Origin of the sequence: Vibrio sp. 10N.247.310.23 (assembly GCF_041467155.1) — a bacterium.
GTDB classification, from domain to species: Bacteria; Pseudomonadota; Gammaproteobacteria; order Enterobacterales; family Vibrionaceae; genus Vibrio; species Vibrio crassostreae_C.
Genome location: NZ_JBFSTZ010000012.1, coordinates 21980 through 42065, shown reverse-complemented (window position 1 = coordinate 42065; position 20086 = coordinate 21980). Strand labels below are relative to the sequence as shown.

At 44.0% G+C, this 20086-nt stretch carries 21 protein-coding genes and 1 other annotated feature; of the genes, 13 read left to right on the top strand and 8 right to left on the bottom strand.

Annotation, left to right across the window (positions count from 1 at the left end; genetic code table 11):
- Window positions 1-120: 120 nt before the first annotated feature.
- Window positions 121-256: a sequence feature (His leader region), on the top strand.
- Between the two features lie 53 nt (window positions 257-309).
- The 8 genes from hisG to hisIE all read left to right on the top strand — a co-directional run bounded on the left by hisG (window position 310) and on the right by hisIE (window position 7585).
- Complete coding sequence (hisG, locus tag AB6D93_RS11110) at window positions 310-1206, top strand: ATP phosphoribosyltransferase (protein WP_017060264.1); 897 nt, start codon at window positions 310-312, stop codon at window positions 1204-1206.
- Entirely contained in the window at window positions 1206-2507 is a 1302-nt protein-coding gene (hisD, locus tag AB6D93_RS11105; protein WP_017065318.1) for a histidinol dehydrogenase, read from the top strand. The genes hisG and hisD overlap by 1 nt, the downstream gene beginning before the upstream one ends.
- Window positions 2508-2516: 9 nt before the next feature.
- Window positions 2517-3557, top strand: coding sequence for a histidinol-phosphate transaminase (gene hisC / locus AB6D93_RS11100; RefSeq protein ID WP_017060266.1), 1041 nt, complete (start codon window positions 2517-2519; stop codon window positions 3555-3557).
- A 129-nt stretch (window positions 3558-3686) separates the two neighbouring features.
- Window positions 3687-4775, top strand: a complete 1089-nt coding sequence (gene hisB, locus AB6D93_RS11095) for a bifunctional histidinol-phosphatase/imidazoleglycerol-phosphate dehydratase HisB (protein ID WP_017067390.1) — start codon at window positions 3687-3689, stop codon at window positions 4773-4775.
- 9 nt (window positions 4776-4784) lie between these two features.
- Window positions 4785-5399: an imidazole glycerol phosphate synthase subunit HisH gene (gene hisH, locus AB6D93_RS11090; RefSeq protein WP_017060268.1), complete on the top strand. Its 615-nt coding sequence runs from the start codon at window positions 4785-4787 to the stop codon at window positions 5397-5399.
- Between the two features lie 43 nt (window positions 5400-5442).
- Window positions 5443-6180, top strand: a complete 738-nt coding sequence (gene hisA / locus AB6D93_RS11085) for a 1-(5-phosphoribosyl)-5-[(5-phosphoribosylamino)methylideneamino]imidazole-4-carboxamide isomerase (protein ID WP_017067391.1) — start codon at window positions 5443-5445, stop codon at window positions 6178-6180.
- The gene (hisF, locus tag AB6D93_RS11080) at window positions 6162-6935 is read left to right on the top strand and encodes an imidazole glycerol phosphate synthase subunit HisF (protein ID WP_017060270.1); all 774 of its coding nucleotides are present in this window, start codon (window positions 6162-6164) and stop codon (window positions 6933-6935) included. Before hisA ends, hisF begins: the two co-directional genes overlap by 19 nt.
- The gene (hisIE, locus tag AB6D93_RS11075) at window positions 6932-7585 is read left to right on the top strand and encodes a bifunctional phosphoribosyl-AMP cyclohydrolase/phosphoribosyl-ATP diphosphatase HisIE (protein WP_102332947.1); all 654 of its coding nucleotides are present in this window, start codon (window positions 6932-6934) and stop codon (window positions 7583-7585) included. The genes hisF and hisIE overlap by 4 nt, the downstream gene beginning before the upstream one ends.
- A gap of 217 nt (window positions 7586-7802) precedes the next feature.
- Here hisIE and AB6D93_RS11070 read toward each other — a convergent pair whose 3' ends face one another.
- The 4 genes from AB6D93_RS11070 to AB6D93_RS11055 all read right to left on the bottom strand — a co-directional run bounded on the left by AB6D93_RS11070 (window position 7803) and on the right by AB6D93_RS11055 (window position 11099).
- Window positions 7803-8315: a YchJ family protein gene (locus tag AB6D93_RS11070; RefSeq protein ID WP_102332946.1), complete on the bottom strand. Its 513-nt coding sequence runs from the start codon at window positions 8313-8315 to the stop codon at window positions 7803-7805.
- Window positions 8316-8451: 136 nt separating this feature from the next.
- Window positions 8452-9669 (bottom strand): EAL and HDOD domain-containing protein, encoded by a 1218-nt coding sequence (locus AB6D93_RS11065; RefSeq protein WP_102332945.1) that lies wholly within the window; start codon window positions 9667-9669, stop codon window positions 8452-8454.
- A gap of 123 nt (window positions 9670-9792) precedes the next feature.
- Complete coding sequence (gene lpxH / locus AB6D93_RS11060) at window positions 9793-10527, bottom strand: UDP-2,3-diacylglucosamine diphosphatase (protein WP_017060274.1); 735 nt, start codon at window positions 10525-10527, stop codon at window positions 9793-9795.
- A 77-nt stretch (window positions 10528-10604) separates the two neighbouring features.
- On the bottom strand, window positions 10605-11099 hold the full coding sequence (locus AB6D93_RS11055; protein WP_102332944.1) for a peptidylprolyl isomerase: 495 nt from the start codon (window positions 11097-11099) through the stop codon (window positions 10605-10607).
- 365 nt (window positions 11100-11464) lie between these two features.
- Between AB6D93_RS11055 and cysS the strand changes: the two genes are divergently transcribed.
- Window positions 11465-12850: a cysteine--tRNA ligase gene (gene cysS, locus AB6D93_RS11050; protein WP_017060276.1), complete on the top strand. Its 1386-nt coding sequence runs from the start codon at window positions 11465-11467 to the stop codon at window positions 12848-12850.
- A gap of 98 nt (window positions 12851-12948) precedes the next feature.
- Window positions 12949-13527 carry a thymidine kinase gene (locus AB6D93_RS11045; RefSeq protein ID WP_017060277.1) on the top strand — a complete coding sequence of 193 codons (579 nt, stop codon included), beginning with the start codon at window positions 12949-12951 and terminating at the stop codon, window positions 13525-13527.
- Between the two features lie 149 nt (window positions 13528-13676).
- Here AB6D93_RS11045 and AB6D93_RS11040 read toward each other — a convergent pair whose 3' ends face one another.
- From AB6D93_RS11040 to AB6D93_RS11030, 3 genes are all read right to left on the bottom strand, one after another.
- Window positions 13677-14342 (bottom strand): YdcF family protein, encoded by a 666-nt coding sequence (locus AB6D93_RS11040; protein WP_032545711.1) that lies wholly within the window; start codon window positions 14340-14342, stop codon window positions 13677-13679.
- Complete coding sequence (locus AB6D93_RS11035; protein WP_017060279.1) at window positions 14335-15189, bottom strand: NAD(P)H-binding protein; 855 nt, start codon at window positions 15187-15189, stop codon at window positions 14335-14337. The genes AB6D93_RS11040 and AB6D93_RS11035 overlap by 8 nt, the downstream gene beginning before the upstream one ends.
- A gap of 114 nt (window positions 15190-15303) precedes the next feature.
- On the bottom strand, window positions 15304-15534 hold the full coding sequence (locus AB6D93_RS11030; RefSeq protein WP_017060280.1) for a TIGR02647 family protein: 231 nt from the start codon (window positions 15532-15534) through the stop codon (window positions 15304-15306).
- Between the two features lie 257 nt (window positions 15535-15791).
- Between AB6D93_RS11030 and AB6D93_RS11025 the strand changes: the two genes are divergently transcribed.
- Window positions 15792-17099 carry an ATPase gene (locus AB6D93_RS11025; RefSeq protein WP_102332943.1) on the top strand — a complete coding sequence of 436 codons (1308 nt, stop codon included), beginning with the start codon at window positions 15792-15794 and terminating at the stop codon, window positions 17097-17099.
- A gap of 362 nt (window positions 17100-17461) precedes the next feature.
- Entirely contained in the window at window positions 17462-18304 is an 843-nt protein-coding gene (gene focA, locus AB6D93_RS11020) for a formate transporter FocA (protein WP_065583873.1), read from the top strand.
- Between the two features lie 354 nt (window positions 18305-18658).
- On the opposite strand, the gene AB6D93_RS11015 is transcribed toward focA, so the two are convergent.
- Window positions 18659-19453, bottom strand: coding sequence for an ABC transporter permease (locus tag AB6D93_RS11015; RefSeq protein WP_102332942.1), 795 nt, complete (start codon window positions 19451-19453; stop codon window positions 18659-18661).
- A gap of 437 nt (window positions 19454-19890) precedes the next feature.
- Here AB6D93_RS11015 and torE point away from each other — a divergent pair, with 437 nt between their 5' ends.
- On the top strand, window positions 19891-20073 hold the full coding sequence (torE, locus tag AB6D93_RS11010) for a trimethylamine N-oxide reductase system protein TorE (protein WP_017060298.1): 183 nt from the start codon (window positions 19891-19893) through the stop codon (window positions 20071-20073).
- Window positions 20074-20086 lie beyond the last annotated feature (13 nt).

Here is a 20086-nt window from a genome sequence, read left to right as displayed (position 1 = left end):
TAAGTTTCGTGAAAAAAGTTCGAATAAATGGTTGAAAAAGGATGTCAGCTTAGTTAGTGTGGAGACAAGACAGCAAACAACCTAAGAGCTGATAAGTATGCGTAAATTAGTAATGAACATTCATCACCATCATCACCCTATCTAGTCTTTCGGGGAGATTTACGTATACCCGGGAGCAAGATTACTCCCGGAGGTTAAGTCAAAAGAATTTAGATTTAAACCCTCGGGATGACAAAGTCCCCGAGGGTTTTTTAGTTTTAGCGCTTTTAAATAATCAATAAATTCAAATATTTGCACAGGGATACAGCAATGCAGACACAACGCCTAAGAATCGCAATTCAAAAGAAAGGTCGCTTAAGTAAAGAGTGCCAAGACCTACTTAAAAAATGTGGTGTTAAATTTAATATCATGGGTGAGCGCCTAGTGGTTCACTCACTAAATATGCCAATCGACTTGTTACTCGTTCGTGATGACGACATCCCAGGTCTTATCATGGATGGTGTAGTTGACCTTGGTTTCATCGGTGAAAATGAACTAGAAGAAGTTCGTCTAGATCGTGTTGCTCTTAAAGAGCCTTCAGAGTTCCGCACACTACGTCGTTTAGACTTCGGTGGTTGCCGCCTTTCAATCGCTATTAATAAAGACGAAGAATACAACGGCCCACAAGACTTAGCGGGCAAACGTATTGCGACAACCTACCCACAACTACTTAAAGCCTACATGGACGAGCAGGGTGTTGAGTTCAGCACTTGTATGCTAACAGGTTCGGTTGAAGTCGCGCCTCGCGCTGGCCTTGCAGACGCTATCGCTGATTTAGTTTCTACAGGTGCAACGCTTGAAGCGAACGGCCTAAAAGAAGCAGAAGCTATCTTCCAATCGAAAGCAACACTGATTCAACGTGTTGGCGACTTCGACGCAGACAAGACCGCACTGATTGAAAAACTACTGACTCGTATGCAGGGTGTTCAACAAGCGAAAGAGTCGAAGTACATCATGCTTCACGCGCCAACCTCTCAACTAGAGCAAATCAAAGCACTACTGCCTGGTGCTGAAGATCCAACGGTTCTTCCTCTATCTACAGACAAAGACAAAGTTGCCGTGCACCTAGTAAGTACAGAGAACTTGTTCTGGGAAACAATGGAACAGCTGAAAGAGTTGGGTGCAAGCTCGATTCTAGTATTACCAATCGAAAAAATGATGGGGTAGTGACGATGAGAACCGTTGTTTGGCAATCTTTAAGTGAATCACAGCAAGACTCGGTATTAGAGCGTCCAGCTATTACTGAAGGTGCAAACATCACAGCGACTGTTTCTGATGTTATTGCAAAAGTACGAAATGAAGGCGATGCCGCGCTTAAAAAGCTGACTGCAAAGTTTGATGGTGTAACTCCAGAATCTATCCGAGTCAGTTCGGGTGAGATTGAAGAGGCGTGTGCTCGTCTAACACCAGAGATGAAGCAAGCGTTAGAGCAAGCTTATAGCAACATTGCTAAGTTTCACGAAGCTCAAAAGCCGCAGCCAATTAAGGTTGAGACACAGCCTGGTGTTGTGTGTGAGCAAGTGACGCGCGCGATTAATACTGTTGGCCTTTATATTCCCGGTGGCAGTGCGCCACTACCGTCAACGGTTCTTATGTTAGGTGTTCCTGCTCAAATCGCAGGTTGTCGTAAGGTTGTGCTTTGTTCACCTCCGCCAATCGCTGATGAAATCTTGTATGTCGCTAAGCTTTGTAAGATCGACGAAGTTTACAACGTTGGTGGTGGTCAAGCGGTTGCAGCAATGGCTTACGGTACCGAGAGTGTGGCTAAAGTCGATAAGATCTTCGGCCCAGGTAATGCCTACGTTACGGAAGCAAAGCGCCAAGTGAGTAATGACTTCCGCGGAGCAGCTATTGATATGCCAGCTGGCCCATCTGAAGTGTTAGTGATTGCTGATGAAACAGCTGATGCAGACTTCATTGCAGCGGATTTGTTGAGCCAAGCGGAACACGGGCCTGACTCTCAAGTAGTATTGGTAACTCCATCTCCAGTGGTTGCAGACCAAGTAACAGAAGCGGTTCAAAAGCAACTGAAAGAACTGTCTCGTGCGAACATCGCTCAGCAAGCATTGGCTTCAAGCTTAATCATCATTGCTGAATCGATCACTCAAGCGATTGCGATTTCGAATTTCTACGGTCCTGAGCACTTGATCGTTCAAACCAAGAACCCACGTGAATTGCTGCCATTGCTAGATAATGCAGGCTCAATTTTCCTTGGTGACTGGTCTCCAGAATCTGCAGGTGACTACGCATCCGGCACAAACCACGTTCTTCCGACTTACGGTTATACCAAGACGTATTCAAGCCTAGGTTTGGCTGATTTCTCTAAGCGAATGACGGTGCAGGAGCTAACAGCCGATGGGTTGAAAGGCCTAGCGCCAACAGTAGTAACAATGGCGGAAGCCGAAGGTTTGGATGCACACAAACGCGCTGTGACTATCCGAGTTGAAAAGTTAAATAAAGCGAAATAAGGGTAGGGCATGGAAAAGTTAGCAAGAAAACAAGTTCAGGCTCTAACACCTTACTTGTCTGCAAGACGCATAGGCGGTACTGGTGATGTATGGCTAAACGCCAACGAATCTCCGTTTGATAACGAGTACAACCTGAACTTGTCTCGTCTTAACCGTTACAGCGAATGTCAGCCAAAAGAGCTGATTGATGCTTACGCTCAATACGCAGGCGTGAAATCAGAGCAAACTCTGACAACGCGTGGTGCTGACGAAGGTATTGAATTACTGATTCGTGCTTTCTGTGAGCCGAACGAAGACGCTATTCTTTACTGCCCACCCACTTACGGTATGTACGCAATCAGTGCAGAGACGATTGGTGTTGAGCGTAAGGTTGTGCCTCTGACTTCTGAATGGCAATTGGATCTTCCAGCTATCGAAGCTCAGCTCGACAACGTAAAAGTGGTGTTTGTTTGTAGCCCAAATAACCCAACCGGTAATTTGGTTGATCGCAAAGACATCATCAAGTTGCTTGAAATGACACAAGACAAAGCGATTGTGGTGATGGATGAAGCGTATATCGATTTTTGTCCAGAAGCGTCAACCGTTGATTTGCTTGAGCAATATCCAAACCTAGCGATTCTGCGCACCTTGTCGAAGGCCTTTGCTTTGGCGGGCTTACGTTGTGGCTTTACGCTAGCGAACAAAGAGCTTATCGATGTACTGTTGAAAGTGATTGCTCCTTATCCAGTGCCAATCCCTGTTGCTGACATTGCCGTTCAAGCACTTTCAGAGCAAGGACTCGCGCGAGCTAAGTTCCAAGTTCTGGATTTAAGTGCTAACCGAGCGTATTTGCAGGCGGGTCTATTAGGTATGCCTCAAGTGACGGTTTTTGATGGCTGGGGTAACTACTTACTGGTGAAATTCCCGAACGGCGATGAGTTATTTAAAGCGGCTTGGGATACGGGCATTATTTTGCGTAATTCACCTATTGAAGACTGTGTTCGTATTAGTATTGGTAACCGCGAAGAGTGCGAAAAGACACTTGGATTCATTCGTAACTTTTATCAGTAATGAAAGGCTTACCAGTAATAACATTTGCCAGTTTGAGTTGATTAATTGGGCTGGCAAGTGAAACCAATATTTTGGGTTAGCGTTTGATTTTAGCTAGGCCACCAGATTTAAAATTAAAAGGAAGTTCAAGTGAGTAAACAACAGAAAATACTTTTTATAGACCGTGACGGCACCTTAATTGTTGAGCCGCCAGTTGACTTTCAAGTAGACCGTTTAGACAAGCTAAAATTCGAACCGCGAGTAATTCCTAGCCTGCTTGCTTTGCAAGATGCTGGTTACCGTCTAGTGATGGTGACTAACCAAGATGGTTTAGGTACCGATAGCTACCCACAAGAAGATTTCGATGCACCACACAATATGATGATGGAGTTCTTCGAATCTCAAGGCGTTAAGTTTGACGACGTGCTTATTTGCCCTCACTTTGACGAAGACAACTGCTCTTGCCGTAAGCCTAAACTGGGTATGGTTAAAGAGTACCTACAAGGCGGTAAAGTCGATTTCCAACACTCTGTTGTGATTGGCGACCGAATGACGGATCTTCAACTGGCAGAGAACATGGCAATCCGCGGTATTCAATATAGCCCGGATGCGGAAACTGAAGGCACGCTTAACTGGCCACAAATCGTTAAAGATCTGACGGTTAATGCGCGTATTGCTGAAGTAGTTCGTACTACTAAAGAAACCGATATCAAGGTTGCAGTAAACCTTGATGAAACCGGTGGCAACAAGATCGATACCGGCATGGGTTTCTTCGACCACATGCTTGATCAAATCGCGACACACGGTGGTTTCCAAATGAACCTGACTGTGAAGGGCGACCTGCACATTGATGATCACCACACAGTCGAAGATACCGCTCTGGCTTTAGGCCAAGCATTGAAAGATGCACTAGGCGACAAACGTGGTATTGGCCGTTTTGGTTTCAGCCTACCAATGGATGAGTGTTTGGCTCAGTGTGCGTTAGACCTTTCTGGTCGTCCATACCTGAAGTTCGATGCTAAGTTCAGCCGTGAGCAAGTGGGTGATCTTTCAACCGAGATGGTGGTTCACTTCTTCCGTTCTCTAACTGATACATTGGCTTGTACGCTACACCTTTCTTCTGATGGCAATAATGATCACCACATCATTGAGAGCCTGTTCAAAGCGTTTGGCCGTACTCTTCGCCAAGCAATCAAAGTTGAAGGTAACGAGTTACCAAGCAGCAAAGGCGTTCTGTAAGGGTTCGGTATGAAAGAGCAAAAAGTCGTTATTATTGATACTGGTTGTGCCAACGTTTCATCGGTGAAGTTTGCGATTGAACGTTTGGGCTACGCAGTTGAAATTTCAAAAGAACCAGAAGTGGTTCTTGCTGCCGACAAGCTATTCCTACCCGGTGTAGGTACAGCAAGTGAGGCAATGAAGAACCTGCAAGAGCGTGACCTTGTTACCCTTGTCAAGCAAGTTGAGAAGCCTCTGCTGGGTATCTGTCTAGGTATGCAGCTGTTAGGCAAACTGTCTCAAGAGAAAGGTCAAAAGGCTGATGAGTTAGTTGAATGCCTAGGTTTGTGTGATGGCGAAGTTCGTTTACTTGAAACGGGCGACTTGCCATTACCACACATGGGTTGGAACACCGTAACGGCAACACCTAATCATCCTCTATTTAAAGACATTGAAGAAGGCGAATACTTCTACTTTGTTCATAGCTTCGCAATGCCAGTGGGCGACTACACAATCGCACAATGTGATTACGGTAATCCGTTCACTGCGGCGGTTCAAAGTGGCAATTATTATGGTGTTCAGTTCCACCCAGAGCGATCTTCGAAAGCTGGCTCTAAGCTGATTCAGAACTTCTTGGAATTGTAATAAGGATTAGGCAGCGGCTAACGTTGCCATATAAGGAATGTAAATGATTATTCCCGCGTTAGATTTAATTGAAGGCCAAGTAGTTCGCTTATTCCAAGGAGACTACGGGCAAGTAACAGAATACAAAGTAGACCCAGCAGAGCAGTTTAATCTGTACCACCAAGCTGGCGCTGGCTGGCTGCACCTTGTTGACTTAACGGGCGCAAAAGACACAACGGCTCGTCAGTTAGACTTGATTGCTAAGCTCCTTGCTAGCACGCCTGCGAACATCCAGATTGGTGGTGGCGTGCGTAACGAACAAGATGTCGTTGATCTGCTAGAAGCTGGCGCACAGCGCGTTGTGGTTGGTTCTACAGCCGTTAAGCAACCTGAGTTGGTGAAAGGTTGGATGGAGAAGTACGGCGCGGAAAAAATCGTGCTGGCTCTGGACATCAATATTGACGAAAGCGGCATACGTAAAGTGGCGATTTCAGGTTGGCAAGAAGATTCAGGTGTGACCATTGAAGCGCTGATTGAAGACTACCTCACAGTTGGTCTTAAACACGTGCTGTGTACCGATATTTCACGCGATGGCACGCTAGAAGGATCAAACGTAGAGCTCTATGTTGATCTTTGTAAGCAGTACCCACAAGTGCAATTCCAATCATCGGGCGGCATTGGCAGCCTAGCTGATATCGAAGCGCTAAAAGGCAGCGGTGTTGCGGGTGTGATTGTGGGTCGTGCACTACTTGATGGCAAGTTTACCGCAGAGGAGGCATTTGCATGTTGGCAAAGCGCATAATCCCTTGTTTGGATGTCCGTGACGGACAAGTGGTTAAGGGCGTTCAGTTCCGTAACCACGAAATTATTGGTGACATCGTTCCGCTAGCACAACGCTATGCAGAAGAGGGCGCCGATGAATTGGTATTTTATGACATCACCGCATCAAGTGATGGCCGTGTGGTCGATAAAAGCTGGGTGAAACGCGTAGCTGAAGTGATCGATATCCCTTTCTGTGTCGCTGGTGGTATTAAATCAGCAGAAGATGCAGCGCGCATTCTTGAGTTTGGTGCGGATAAAGTGTCAATCAACTCACCGGCATTGGCTAATCCACAGCTGATTACTGACCTTGCTGATAAGTTTGGCGTTCAGTGTATCGTTGTCGGTATCGATTCATACTTCGACAAAGAAACCGGTAAATATCAGGTTTACCAATTTACAGGCGATGAAGCGCGTACTAAAGCAACCAAATGGGAAACCAAAGATTGGGTGCAGGAAGTACAGAAGCGTGGCGCAGGTGAGATTGTGTTAAACATGATGAACCAAGATGGCGTTCGTAACGGCTATGATATCGATCAGTTAAACATGGTGCGTGAAGTGTGTAATGTGCCATTGATTGCCTCTGGTGGCGCTGGTGCAATGGAGCACTTTGCTGAAGCTTATAAAAAGACCAACGTGGATGGAGCACTTGCGGCTTCGGTATTCCACAAACAAGTCATCAATATTGGTGAACTTAAACAGTATTTAAAACAACAAGATGTAGAGGTGCGACTATGAGTAGTTTTGAACCCGTAAGCTTATCAAAAACAGAAGTAGGCGCATTGTCAGAGCGTATTAACTGGGAAAAAGTAGATGGCTTAGTGCCAGCGATTGTTCAAGATTACCAGTCAAGCCAAGTGCTAATGATGGGATACATGAACCCAGCCGCACTTGAGAAAACGGGTGAAACTGGCAATGTGACGTTTTTCTCTCGCACAAAAGAGCGTCTTTGGACGAAAGGTGAAACGTCGGGCAATGTATTGCAACTGCAAAACATCGCCTTGGACTGTGACAGCGACACCTTACTGGTTAAAGTTAATCCCATTGGTCCAACGTGCCACACAGGTACAACAACGTGTTGGGATGGAGACAAGCAAGAAGAGTCTCAGATGGTGTGGCTTCATCAGCTTGAGCAGCTATTGGCTGCCCGCAAGGACGCCGATCCTGAATCTTCTTATACTGCCAGTCTATATGCCCGTGGCACCAAGCGTATTTCGCAAAAAGTGGGCGAAGAAGGCGTTGAAGTCGCGCTTGCGGCGACGTCGGGCGATAAGGCGGAGTTAGTGTGTGAATCAGCAGATTTGATTTACCACCTAATGGTTCTTCTTCAAGACCAAGGCTTATCGATGGATGATGTGGTAAACAAGCTGAAAGAGCGTCATAAGTAAGCTCTCTTTAGATTAATAGAACCGCGTAAAAGACAGACAAAAGCCCCGCAAACAAACATGTTTACGGGGCTTTTTAGTTTTTTAATTTTCAAGATTTCAAGATTTCAAGATTTCTAAGCCCTACGTCACTTTTCTAACCTCTGACTTTGCGTCATTCCGAGGAGCCTAAGCGACATCAGGAATCTCTTCTCTTAATCTGACTTCTTAGTCGAACGAGTTACCCGCAGCACTTCTTGTATTTCTTACCACTGCCACAAATACACGGATCATTACGGCCGATTTTAAAGCTCTCAACGGTTTGATTTAAGCGTGGGTCAATTTCTGGTTGTGTAGTTTGTTCCTGCTCTGGGAAGGTACCATCAATGTAGTACCAAAGACCGTCTTCACGTATAAAGCGAGAGCGTTCTTGCATGCAGTATTGTGCGCCTTCTTCATTGAAGTAAGCTTTAAACTCAACAAAGCCTTCGTCTTGGTGCGAGCCTACCGCAGTATCGATGACTTCTAGTCCTGCCCAATCACTGTTGATAGATTCGGCAATACCTTCTCTTTGCGCTTCTGTGTTGCAGCTAGGGTGGTAAGTCGCAACAACATAGTCAACTAAACCCAACACGTGCGCTGAATAACGAGAGCGCATCAACTGTTCAGGCGTTTCAACAGCACTGTGGTGAAGGTGCGCTGATTCACAGCACTGTTGGTAAGTATTTTTGCTACCGCATGGGCATAAAGACATAGTCAGATCCTGTAAAAATGGCCTCTATTAAGAGGCCATAAGTGAATGCGTGGGAGTTTACCAAGAAACGATCGCTCACCAAAGTTTGGTTTCTGTTGAAGTTATTGAAATTATCAAAGTGTTAGCGCGAAGTTTACTATTTCAAGGCTGGAGACAATAGCTCTTGTGTCCAAGTCGTTGCTTCATCGTAAGCTTGGCCTAGTTGAGCCTCACTTAGCTTGAGAAGTTTACGAATGCGCGTTGCTTCGTCCCATCGGGCTTGTTCATAAGCAATAACCATGGCCAAAATCGCACCTAACACGCCTTTACGTTGGATAAGGGCCTGTTTAATCTCATCGTCGATTGGCACTGAGTCCAGTACTTGCTTCAACGGTTGGTCAAACAGTGAATCCAGTAGCGAGAACATACCGGTCAAAAAGGCTTGTCCTGGCTCAACCTTCACATTCATCTTCTCGACTAAGAGCTCACATTGACGCGCGCGTAATACCGCTAAACCGTAGAGTGAGTCCGGCTTGTCTTCTTTCGCGGATGCGATAGCCACCAGTGAAACGAACTTACGCAGCTTTTGTTCACCAAGGTAAATAAGCGCTTGGCGGAATGAACGAATCGTTGTTGGTGAACCGCCAGCGGAGTTTACGTAGGTAAGTAGCTTATACGACATGGTCACATCGAGCGTAATCAAACGCTCTACTTCACCAAAGTCGATAGGGTCGTGCGCAATCTCTTTTAACAGCTGAACAGTCGTCAGGAATGCCGGGTTGAGCGCACGCGTTTGGATCATCTCTGGCTTGCTAAAGAAATAACCTTGAAAGTAGGTGAAGCCTGCTTTTTTCGCTTCTTGGTATTCTTCGTACGTTTCTACTTTCTCAGCAAGGAACTTGATATCTAGCCCTTTGAGAGAGTTCATAAACATCGCTGCTTTGGCAATTGGCGTCAAACGGATATCGAACTTGATAATTGAAACGTAGGGTAAGAAGCGCTTCCAAGCTTTACTTGGCACAAAGTCGTCTAGCGCAATGGTATAACCCGCGTCAAAGATGGTTTTGATTGCTTCAAGTAATTCGTCTGTTGGTTCGCAGTCTTCAAGAACCTCAACAACGAGGCTTTCTTTGGGGAACAGAGTAGGGACTAAGTTGATTAGGCTTGCATATGGGAAGTTCACGAACCCAAGCTTATCACCCAACGTATTATAGTGGGTCGATAAGAAGTGATCGGAAAGCAAACGGCTAGTAGCGAGCTCCGGCTCTACTTCAGGGAAAGTGTTCTTAGGACCATCCCTGAATAGCAACTCGTAACCTATGGTTTTCTTGCCTGTGTCGAGTATTGGTTGACGCGCTACGTATGAATATTTCAACTTGGTACTGTGTTCGGTTTATTTCTGGTAGAGAGATAATAGCTAATTCACTAGAAATTACCATACACTTTCTAAGAAAGTCTGACCGACAATAATAATCAAAGTGAAAGTTTAAGCGTTATGTTAAAAGCTATTGCTAAACGCTCGATTCTGTAGTTCAAAACTTTGCGGCGTGAACACCAGCACTGAGCCTTGCGTATACCAATCGCCAAGTACGATACGGGTTTTAGTGCAATTGTTAGCATTAAATGTATGGATGTCTGGGCGGTGAGTATGGCCGTGGATCATCAGATCGACATTGTTTCGTTCCATCACATCTTCGACTTCTTGCTGTGTCACATCCATGATGTCGAGAGACTTGGTCTGCTTGTCATCTTTGATATCTGATTGAACCTTTGAAACAATTTTCTTCTTGATGAAAAATGGAATTCGGTTGAAGACCCATTGTAACCATGGCTGATGCACTTTTTCGCGAAAGGCGAGGTACTTTACATCTTCAGTACATAGAGTGTCTCCATGCAATACTACCGCTTTTTGCCCGTAGATATCGATCGTAGAAACTTCGTCGAGAAGTTGTACGCCCGTTTGCTTAGCAAATTTTTTGCCGACTAAGAAGTCGCGGTTCCCTTGAGTAAAGTAACAAGGCACGCCTGTTTTCACTAAGTCGATAAACGCTTGGCGGATAGAAGTCGCGAATTCACTCTTATCATCGTCACCAATCCAGAATTCGAAAAGGTCACCTAATACGTAAAGTGCATCCGCTTCTACGGCTTCTTTCTTCATAAAGGTTAAGAAGCAGTCTGTGATGTCTTCTCGTGACGGAGAAAGGTGCAGATCTGATATAAAATATGTTTTCATAGGTCTAAAAAAAGGGAGCGATTCGCTCCCTATATCCTGATTTTATCGGCTCATCAATACTAACCGAAAGCGATGAATTAAGCTTCGATTGTAGTACCAGTGATGATCACTTCTTCTAGAGGTACATCTTGGTGCATACCCATAGAACCAGTGCTAACACCTTTAATCTTGTTTACGATGTCCATGCCTTCAACAACTTCTGCGAATACACAGTAGCCCCAACCGTCTAGGCTTTCGCTACGGAAGTTTAGGAAAGAGTTGTCGTTAACGTTGATGAAGAACTGTGAGCTCGCTGAATGCGGTTCCATAGTACGAGCCATTGCTAGCGTACCAACTTTGTTCGCTAGACCGTTGTTTGCTTCGTTCTTGATCGTTGCACGAGTTGCCTTTTCTTTAAGGCCAGAAGTCATGCCGCCGCCTTGAATCATGAAACCATCGATAACACGGTGGAATAGTGTGTTGTCGTAGAAACCGTCACGGCAATACTGTAGAAAGTTTGCGCATGTTTCTGGTGCTTTTTCTTCGTTAAGTTGAACTTTGATATCACCAAAATTTGTGTGAAGGATGATCATGATTGTTACCTTACTGTCTTTTTAATATGAAGTTCGAATTCTAGCGCATGTTGGCAGACTTTCAAATCACCAAATCATTAACTTAACTCGGATGTTTGAGGTAATACCAATCGTAGTAAATAACTGGCCATCCTAGCTTGTTAAAACACTTGATAACGTCGTTAGAAATTTTGAATGTAGAATAACTACTTATCGAAACTTTTTGTCGAAAAGAGCTTCCTTGTTCTCAAGCATTTTTTCTGCGCTATTTATGACCATCTACTTACCGTGATTGGTATAATTCCTGCTTTTAGGGATTACCTATTAAGGTATGACTTGTTATACTGCGAGCTTATTTTGATTAATCCATAAAATAGATAGAGATCATGCTGAAGATATATAACACGCTCACAAGACAGAAAGAGGAATTCAAACCAATTACAGCTGGCAAAGTCGGCATGTATGTCTGTGGGGTAACCATATACGATCTCTGTCATATTGGTCATGGTCGTACGTTCGTTTCTTTCGACGTAGTAACTCGTTACCTTCGTTACCTTGGTTACGATTTGAATTTCGTTCGTAACATCACAGATATCGATGACAAAATCATCAAACGCGCTAACGAAAACGGTGAGTCTTGTGACTCTCTGACTGAGCGTTTAATCGGTGAGATGCACGCTGACTTTGATGCATTGAACATGAAGCGTCCAGATGTTGAGCCTCGTGCGACAGAATACATCACTGAAATCATCGAGCTTGTTGAAAAGCTGATTGAACGTGGTTTCGCATACGTTGCAAGCAACGGCGATGTGATGTTTGAAGTAAAGAAATTCGACGAATACGGTAAGCTTTCAAAGCAAGACCTTGATCAGCTTCAAGCGGGTGCTCGCGTTGATGTTGAATCTGCAAAACGCAGCCCACTAGACTTCGTTCTTTGGAAGATGTCTAAGCCAGGTGAACCTACATGGGAATCGCCATGGGGCCCGGGTCGTCCAGGTTGGCACATCGAATGCTCAGCAATGAACTCGTCTATTCTTGGTAACCACTTCGATATCCACGGTGGTGGTTCAGATCTGCAGTTCCCTCACCACGAAAACGAAATCGCACAGTCTTGCTGCGCGCACGGCACTCAGTATGTAAATACTTGGATGCACAGTGGTATGGTGATGGTAGACAAAGAGAAGATGTCTAAATCACTGGGTAACTTCTTCACTATCCGTGACGTGCTAGCACATTACGATGCTGAAACGGTACGTTACTTCCTAATGTCTGGTCACTACCGTAGCCAGCTAAACTACAGCGAAGATAACCTAAACCAAGCTCGCGCATCACTAGAGCGTCTATACACGTCACTTCGTGGCCTAGACCTTACAGCCGCTCCTGCCGGTGGCGAAGAGTACGTGACTCGATTCTCTACAGCGATGAACGATGATTTCAACACACCTGAAGCTTATTCAGTACTGTTTGAAATGGCTCGTGAAATCAACCGTATCAAGCCTGAAAGCATTGAAAAAGCAAGCGGACTGGGTGCATTGATGCGTGAACTAGCAGACATCATCGGTATTCTTCACCAAGAGCCAGAAGCCTTCCTACAAGGTGATGCGGCAGGTAACGACGACGAAGTGGCTGAAATCGAAGCGTTGATCAAACTGCGTAACGACTCTCGTGCTTCAAAGGATTGGGCAAATGCCGACCTTGCACGTGATAAGCTAAACGAGTTGGGTATTGTTCTGGAAGATGGCCCAGAAGGTACGACTTGGCGTCGTAAGTAAATCTTATAAAAAGGGCTGATTTTCAGCCCTTTTTTCTAGCACGAATTCTCTATTTTCACCTTTTCTATCTTCAACTTTTAATTAACAGGAATATTTCTGTGGCTCAGATGTATTTTTATTACTCGGCAATGAATGCGGGTAAATCAACAACGCTTCTTCAATCTTCATTCAACTACCAAGAACGTGGCATGACGCCAGTGATCTTTACGGCAGCTTTGGACGATCGCTATGGTATCGGTAAAGTGAGCTCACGAATTGGTCTGCAATCTGAAGCTCAGCTGTTTAAAAATGACACCAACATGTTTGATGCGATCAAAAAGCTCAATGAGGAAGAAAAGCGTCATTGTGTTTTGATCGATGAGTGCCAATTTTTATCGAAGGAGCAGGTGTACCAATTAACAGAAGTGGTTGATAAGCTGCACATCCCTGTACTTTGTTACGGCCTACGTACCGATTTCCTGGGTGAACTGTTTGAAGGTAGCCGTTACTTACTGTCTTGGGCAGATAAACTTGTTGAGCTTAAAACAATTTGTCACTGTGGCCGTAAAGCGAACATGGTAATTCGTACCGACGAGCACGGTGTGGCGATTGCTGAGGGCGACCAAGTGGCTATTGGCGGTAACGACAAATACGTTTCTGTTTGCCGTCTGCACTACAAAGAAGCGTTAGGTAAATAAGCAGCTCTATTTGCTAACGCGAAAGAACGAAAAACGGTGACCAAGTGTCACCGTTTTTGTTTATTGGGCCTGTGTTTTGCTTTCTTCCAAGCCGAGCTTTTGTTTTATTTCCTGCCGAGCTTTTACTTTGTTCAAAGTCTAACTTTTGCTTATTCGAAACCGAGCTTCTTCAATGCTTGATAGGCGTGGTCAACGTCGTCGGGGATCGGCATCTCAATCTGAAAGCCTTTCTCTGGGTAGGATTTGATTCGCTCGTAATCAGCAATTAATGCGCCTAACACCATATCTAACGGCAACTCTTCGTTAAAGTAATCATCCCAAGTTTGCCATCGCGACGTCACGGTAATCTCGGAAGTTTCGTCAGGCCATTGTTTACTGAAGGTTGCGTAGGTACGTTTCTCCATGAAGGGCTTCTGAACTAAGGTTAGCCTCTTCGGCGATAACCCTTTTTCTGTCAGCAACTCATGAGTGAATCGTACATTTTCCCCAGTATTTGTTGCGTGTTTCTCTATGATAATGTCAGAGTCAGGCACGCCACAATCCCGTGCGATAGAAGCGAATGTTTCTGCTTCTGAGCGTTCAAAGCTTCTTTCGGTAAAGCGCCCCACACCGCCAGAAAAAACGATGTAAGGCGCGATCTGTTGGTGATAAAGCTCGGCTGCATATTCAGCTACGCGAGTATCGTTGCTACACAATACAAAGATACAGTCGGAAGGCGTAACCTTGTGACCCATCGACATAAAGTTCCAAAGGGTGTCGACTGAGCGATGCAGTTTTATGTTGGGATTTTTGTTAGCAATAGATTGTTCAGTCATGAAGTGCGTCCAGTGTGGATTCGAATTTAAATGAATAACCTAAGTCGAGAATCTTCTTCGAAGAGATTAACTTGTCTGGGGTATCAACAACAGCGGGCAGAGGCTCACTGCTGTTGGCGCTTTTCAGTGCCGCGGCATAAAACTCCGCTTTACTGACTGTATTTGGTGTGGTCACGTTAACTATTTCATTGTGCAGTTGACTGATAGCGAAATCGACAGCACCAATTGCATCATCAAGGTGCAGCATGTTGGCTGGAGCTTGAGTGCTGACTTGTTTTAACTTGCTTGCGAAGCGTGATGGGTGACGGCTTGGGCCGATTAAGCCACTAAAGCGAAGAATGGTGTAGTCGATACCGGAATCAATCACTGACTGTTCAGCTTGCAGCATGATTCGTGCGTTATCGGAAAATAAAGACGCGTGCTCGTTATCTGAGGTCGAAAGGGGGAGTGATGCATCCAGCTCGTTCAGCACACCCGGCTTAGTTGGGTATACCGTAGTTGAACTAACCATAATGAGCTTTTTAATGTTGGCCTTTTGGCATGCATTGGTGAGTTGCTGCCAGTAGTCGGCATACTCTTGTCCTGCTCCCTTTCTAAAGCCAGGAGGGAAGCTGCCAATCACAATTTCAGTGTTGTTTTCGAGTAACAATGAATAGAGTCGCCCGATAGTCTGTTGTGGATCGGATGAATCAAAGCTAAACACTTCACATGGAATTTGTTCGCTACCAATGGCATCTGCTCCCGCTTGGGTCGTTTTCGTGACCACTACTCGGTTACCATGTTTTTCTAAATGTTCAGATAAAGGTGCACCTACCCATCCTGCACCGACAATAAATATAGAAGCCATGTGTTCCTCACAACTGCAAATGACGAATTTACAATAAGCCTAACAAAGCTTTGCCCAAAAATGAAAAAACTCCACGGCCGAAGCAAGTGGAGTTTTTACTAGAACAATGGAGCTTTAGTTTAGTACGCGAAGAAGCTTGTCTGCGCGCTCTGCCATCTCGATACCTTCATCTGTTAGGTAACCGCCGTCTGGCTGAGTACAAAGGTTTTTTTCGAATAGGCGCTTAACAGCGTCTTGAGTTTCTTGAGCTGCCTCTTGATGGACTTTAATTCCAGTAGCTGCACTACTTACATCAAATTGAAGAAGGAGGTTTAAATCAGCAATATGTTCAGCGTTGTACTTCATAATTGACCTATATATTCATAACGTTCTCTACCTTCACCTTAGTGCGCATTCTCGGCTCAGGCAATAGCAAATAAAGAGAATTGATAAGTGATACCAAATTGATTGATTAATCATCGAGTGATGAGTTTATTTTGGTTATATTGGGTGATTTGCACCCACTTAAATCATCAGTGATGTTTATTGCTAAGTGGTTGTAATATATTGTGACTAGAAATAATTTGCATTGAGCGAATATTGTATAAAAAGGATATGCATAAGTGAGAGCGAACAAAGTAGCATTAACGATCAGTATGCTATTTGCTATCTCAGGTTGTCAAAGTACACCCTCAGAGCAGACAGACGCGAACCAAACCACAAACAACAATAATGAATCGACAATAGAGGTCCGTTCATTTCAGTCTGTCCAAAGCGTTTACTCCGAATGGGAAGTTAAGCTTGAAGACCATGCTCAATTGTCTCTCTATGCACCAGAGAATTACAATGAACTATTAGACGCATGGGATGATGCTGAAAGCATTTATGCGGACTTACTTAAAGACGAAACTCGGATAACCAAGAGTTACTCCATTTTTTCGAGCCTAACTTACGCTGAAGCCTTCGATGAAAAAATCGCTTTGATCAAATCAAACTATGACTCGATCTTAGTGTTAAAGAAGAAGGCTGATCGAGTACTCGCGGATTCGATTGTCCAAATGGATTACCTGAAGTTTCTTGGCGCAGATACCATGTTTACCTCGAGCTACAAACGTTTGTATTCAGAATACAGCGAGTTGTTTGAGTATGTTCTGGTCGATGAGCTTGAAGACGCTCAAGAAGCGCAGGTGGAATTTCTTAACAATGCTCGCTTACTAGAAGTTAAAGTGGCACATAAGAAATACATCGAACCTTTGAAGAACGAATTAGAGTTCTTGGAAGATGAAGATTTCGATGACGTTGCTCCACTGACGTTTGCTAAAGCAGCATCTCAAATTGCTTTGGCAGAAAGCCAAGTCAAAGCCAGTCCCCGTGAAAAGTCGATCATTGAAGATGCGGTACACGCTGCGGAGTTTGAGTTGAACCACGTGCGCAGTGTCGCTCATGAAGTAAAAGTGCTCGCGAGTGTAAAAGGCGACAAGTTCGAACAATCGGTTTTGAATGCAGAGAATCAGTTGCTGAGCATTTCACAAGTGGTTAATGATGAAGATCACCGTGATGTTGTATTGCGCCTTCAGTCTCAAAAAATTGTAGCGAGTGTTAAAGCGCTGAAAGGCTCAGACATGACGGCGTCATTAAAGTCAGAGATTAAAACTTTGACTGAACGACTCGCTAAGTTAGAAAGTGAGAATCAGAAACAAACACAGAAATTGGTTGAAGCGACCAAGCACAGTGAGTTGCTCGGTGAGCAGATTACCAAGAGTGATGCTCACATTAAAAGCTTAGAAGAGTTAGTGGATAGTTTGAAAAGCTTAGGTGGCAAAGTGGCCAACGAAAGTGACTCTGATGTGATGTCCCCAGCTGTTGAATCTACTCTAGAGGATTCAACCCTAGAACAATCATCAGAAGAAGTGATTGAACCTTCGGTTTAGCATCACTAATTTCTTTATTTGTGATTGAGTTAAAAGCGCCTTAGGGCGCTTTTTTACGTTCTGTTGATCTATGTCAAAATCTAGAAATAAAAGCGCTCTGTGAGCCATTTTAGTGTACGTTATTCTTTTATTTTTAACGTAACTTGTTGATATTTATAGATGTGTTATTTTCTATGCTGATAACTAATCATTCAGCATAGTTTTCTTTTTACTACTAAAGTCGTATGAATTTTGAATAACTTGGGCTATTTCCTTTCCACAAGGTTGTGGGAGGTATTTTGAGTCCCAAATAGCTCTTGAATTCAGAAATGAAAGAGAGGATTATCGCGCTCCCGACAACATGTTTCAAAATGTAAATCATCATGAATCTAAACCAATTTGACTCATTATTACCGCCACAAATGGCTGAGCGCGCTGCAGATATTGGCGTAGGTAAAGCAACCAAAGATCCAACCAAATCTTTTCTCCTAGCGATTTCCGCTGGCATACATATCGGTATTGCGTTTGTGTTTTACACCATCGTAACGACTGGTGCTGGTGATTTGCCGTGGGGTATTACTCGCGTCCTAGGTGGCCTTGCATTTAGCTTGGGCCTAATCCTCGTTGTTGTTACTGGCGGTGAACTATTTACCAGTTCGGTGCTCACTCTTGTTGCTCGTGCAAGTGGCAAGATTAGCTGGGGAACCCTAGTAAAGAACTGGGCGACCGTTTATATCGGTAACCTTATTGGTGCTTTATTGCTAGTGGCATGCATGCTTCTGACTAAACAGTACATGTTCGACCATGGGCAAGTGGGTTTGAATGCCATGGCCATCTCTCAGCACAAAATGCACCATGGTTTTATCCAAGCTATCGCGCTTGGCATCATGTGTAACGTATTGGTTTGTATCGCGGTATGGATGACGTTTAGTGGACGAACACTGACTGACAAAATTGCAGTACTGATTTTACCTGTCGCGATGTTTGTATCATCGGGCTTTGAGCACTGTATTGCGAATATGTTCCAAGTTCCTTTAGCTATCGGTATCAAAACATTTGCTCCAACTGAATTCTGGACAATGACAGGGGCTAATCCAGCAGACTATGTTGACCTAAACATGATGGACTTTCTGATGAACAACTTGCTGCCCGTTACTATCGGTAACATCATCGGCGGCGGTATCTTTGTTGGCATGTGGTATTGGTTGATTTATTTACGCGATTAATAAAGATGGCGGATCAACAAAGCTTGTGTGACTAGCTCAGTGACAAGATTAGTTAAAGCTCAGAGTGGAAACATTGAACTGACTTATGACATTTACAAGACGGCCTGCATTGCAGGCCGTTTTTTATTTGTGGAAAACTTACTCGTTGAATTCTTAAATTATCATTTGAACGCTTAACAACGCAGTTCTGCACGTGTGTATATGTCTTTGAAATCACCGAAGGATCAATGGCAATGATCTTTGCGCGAGCCGAAATGGACAAAAAAGGATCTATATTGATTTGGTTATCCACAATTTCTGTGGATAACCTGTATCAAATTCAGTGAGTAACCAGATCTAAGATGAGTCGGGAGGTTATTTTGAAGGCTGTATTTGAGCGAGAACTCGCCCTTCTTTGGTCAGAGAAGTCTTTAACGATAGGTGAAGTGCAAGCGCTAAGGAGCAGCTCATCATCACGAAAATAGCCAACATGATCATCAGTTGATACTTAATCGCGATCATTGGTGAAGCACCCCCTAAGATTTGTCCTGTCATCATTCCTGGTAGCGTTACCAAGCCTGTGGTTGCCATTGAGGCCATAATAGGAGACATCGCTTTCTGTATAGCATTACGCACAAAAGGCGCTGCAGCATAGGAAGGAGAGGCACCTAAAGCGATAGCCGCTTCGTACTCTGATTTCTGCGTTTCAAAAGCACCGAACAAGTTCTGCAATGCCACGATGTTACTGCTTAAGCTATTACCTAACAGCATCCCTGCAATAGGGATTAAGTACTGTGCGTTAAAAACCGGTGTTGGTTTAATGATGAATAAGCAGATAAACAAGACAATGGGTACACAGGTTACCGCTAGGCTCACAGCGACTGGGACTAACAAGAGGTTTCGGGGTAACTTGGACTTTTCAACAATCGAGCTTGCCCCAACGATAATCATCGTAAATAACCACAGTAAATTGACCCACAAGCTATTCAAAGTGAACAGGTATTCTAGGTAGAGGCCAACCAGAAATAGCTGAACAGTCATGCGAATGATGCTGATAGAAGCCTCTTTGCCAAGGCCAAGTTTTAGCTTGTAGTTGATTACAATTGGCAGCAAGAGAAGTGAACTGAAAAACAATAATTGCCACCAAGATATATCAATAACGTCTTGCATAATGCTTCCTTTTAATAAGGCTTCTATCATATATGAAAGTGCCAAATGATGCATTTCAACTGCAAAGTCATCGATTCGAAAAACGATCAATAATTTAACAATCAAACCACAAAATATTGGTTTTTTGAGGCATTTTTGGCTACTACTTAGTAGGTAAAACGTTAAAATTGGTTACAATACGGTTGCGCAGGTGTTGGAATTTAACATTTGTGAAATATACTTAATTCTTCACATTTGTTAATACTTTTTAATAACTTTGTTTAACTAAAAACAACTTTGGATGAGCTCAAAAAAGTATTGATTAGCAAGGGTTATAACGGGAGATTTGATTGAACCCTACTTTGAGTATGGTCTAAAATTTGTCGTTAGATACTTAAGAACTTTAGCCCCATAGAATGGGTTACTCGAAATTACTAAATACAAAATAGGCAAAATGTATGAGTGATGTTAATAAAATTGAAACTAGCGAAAAACATTCGCTGGAGTGGAAGTCTTTCCTCTTCATCGCGGTGGTTCTCTTCCCAATATTAAGTGTGGCTTTTGTAGGCGGTTACGGCTTCCTAGTTTGGGCACTGCAAGTGTTTGTATTCGGACCTCCAGGTGCTCACGGCGGCATGTAATGCCCTCTAAGTA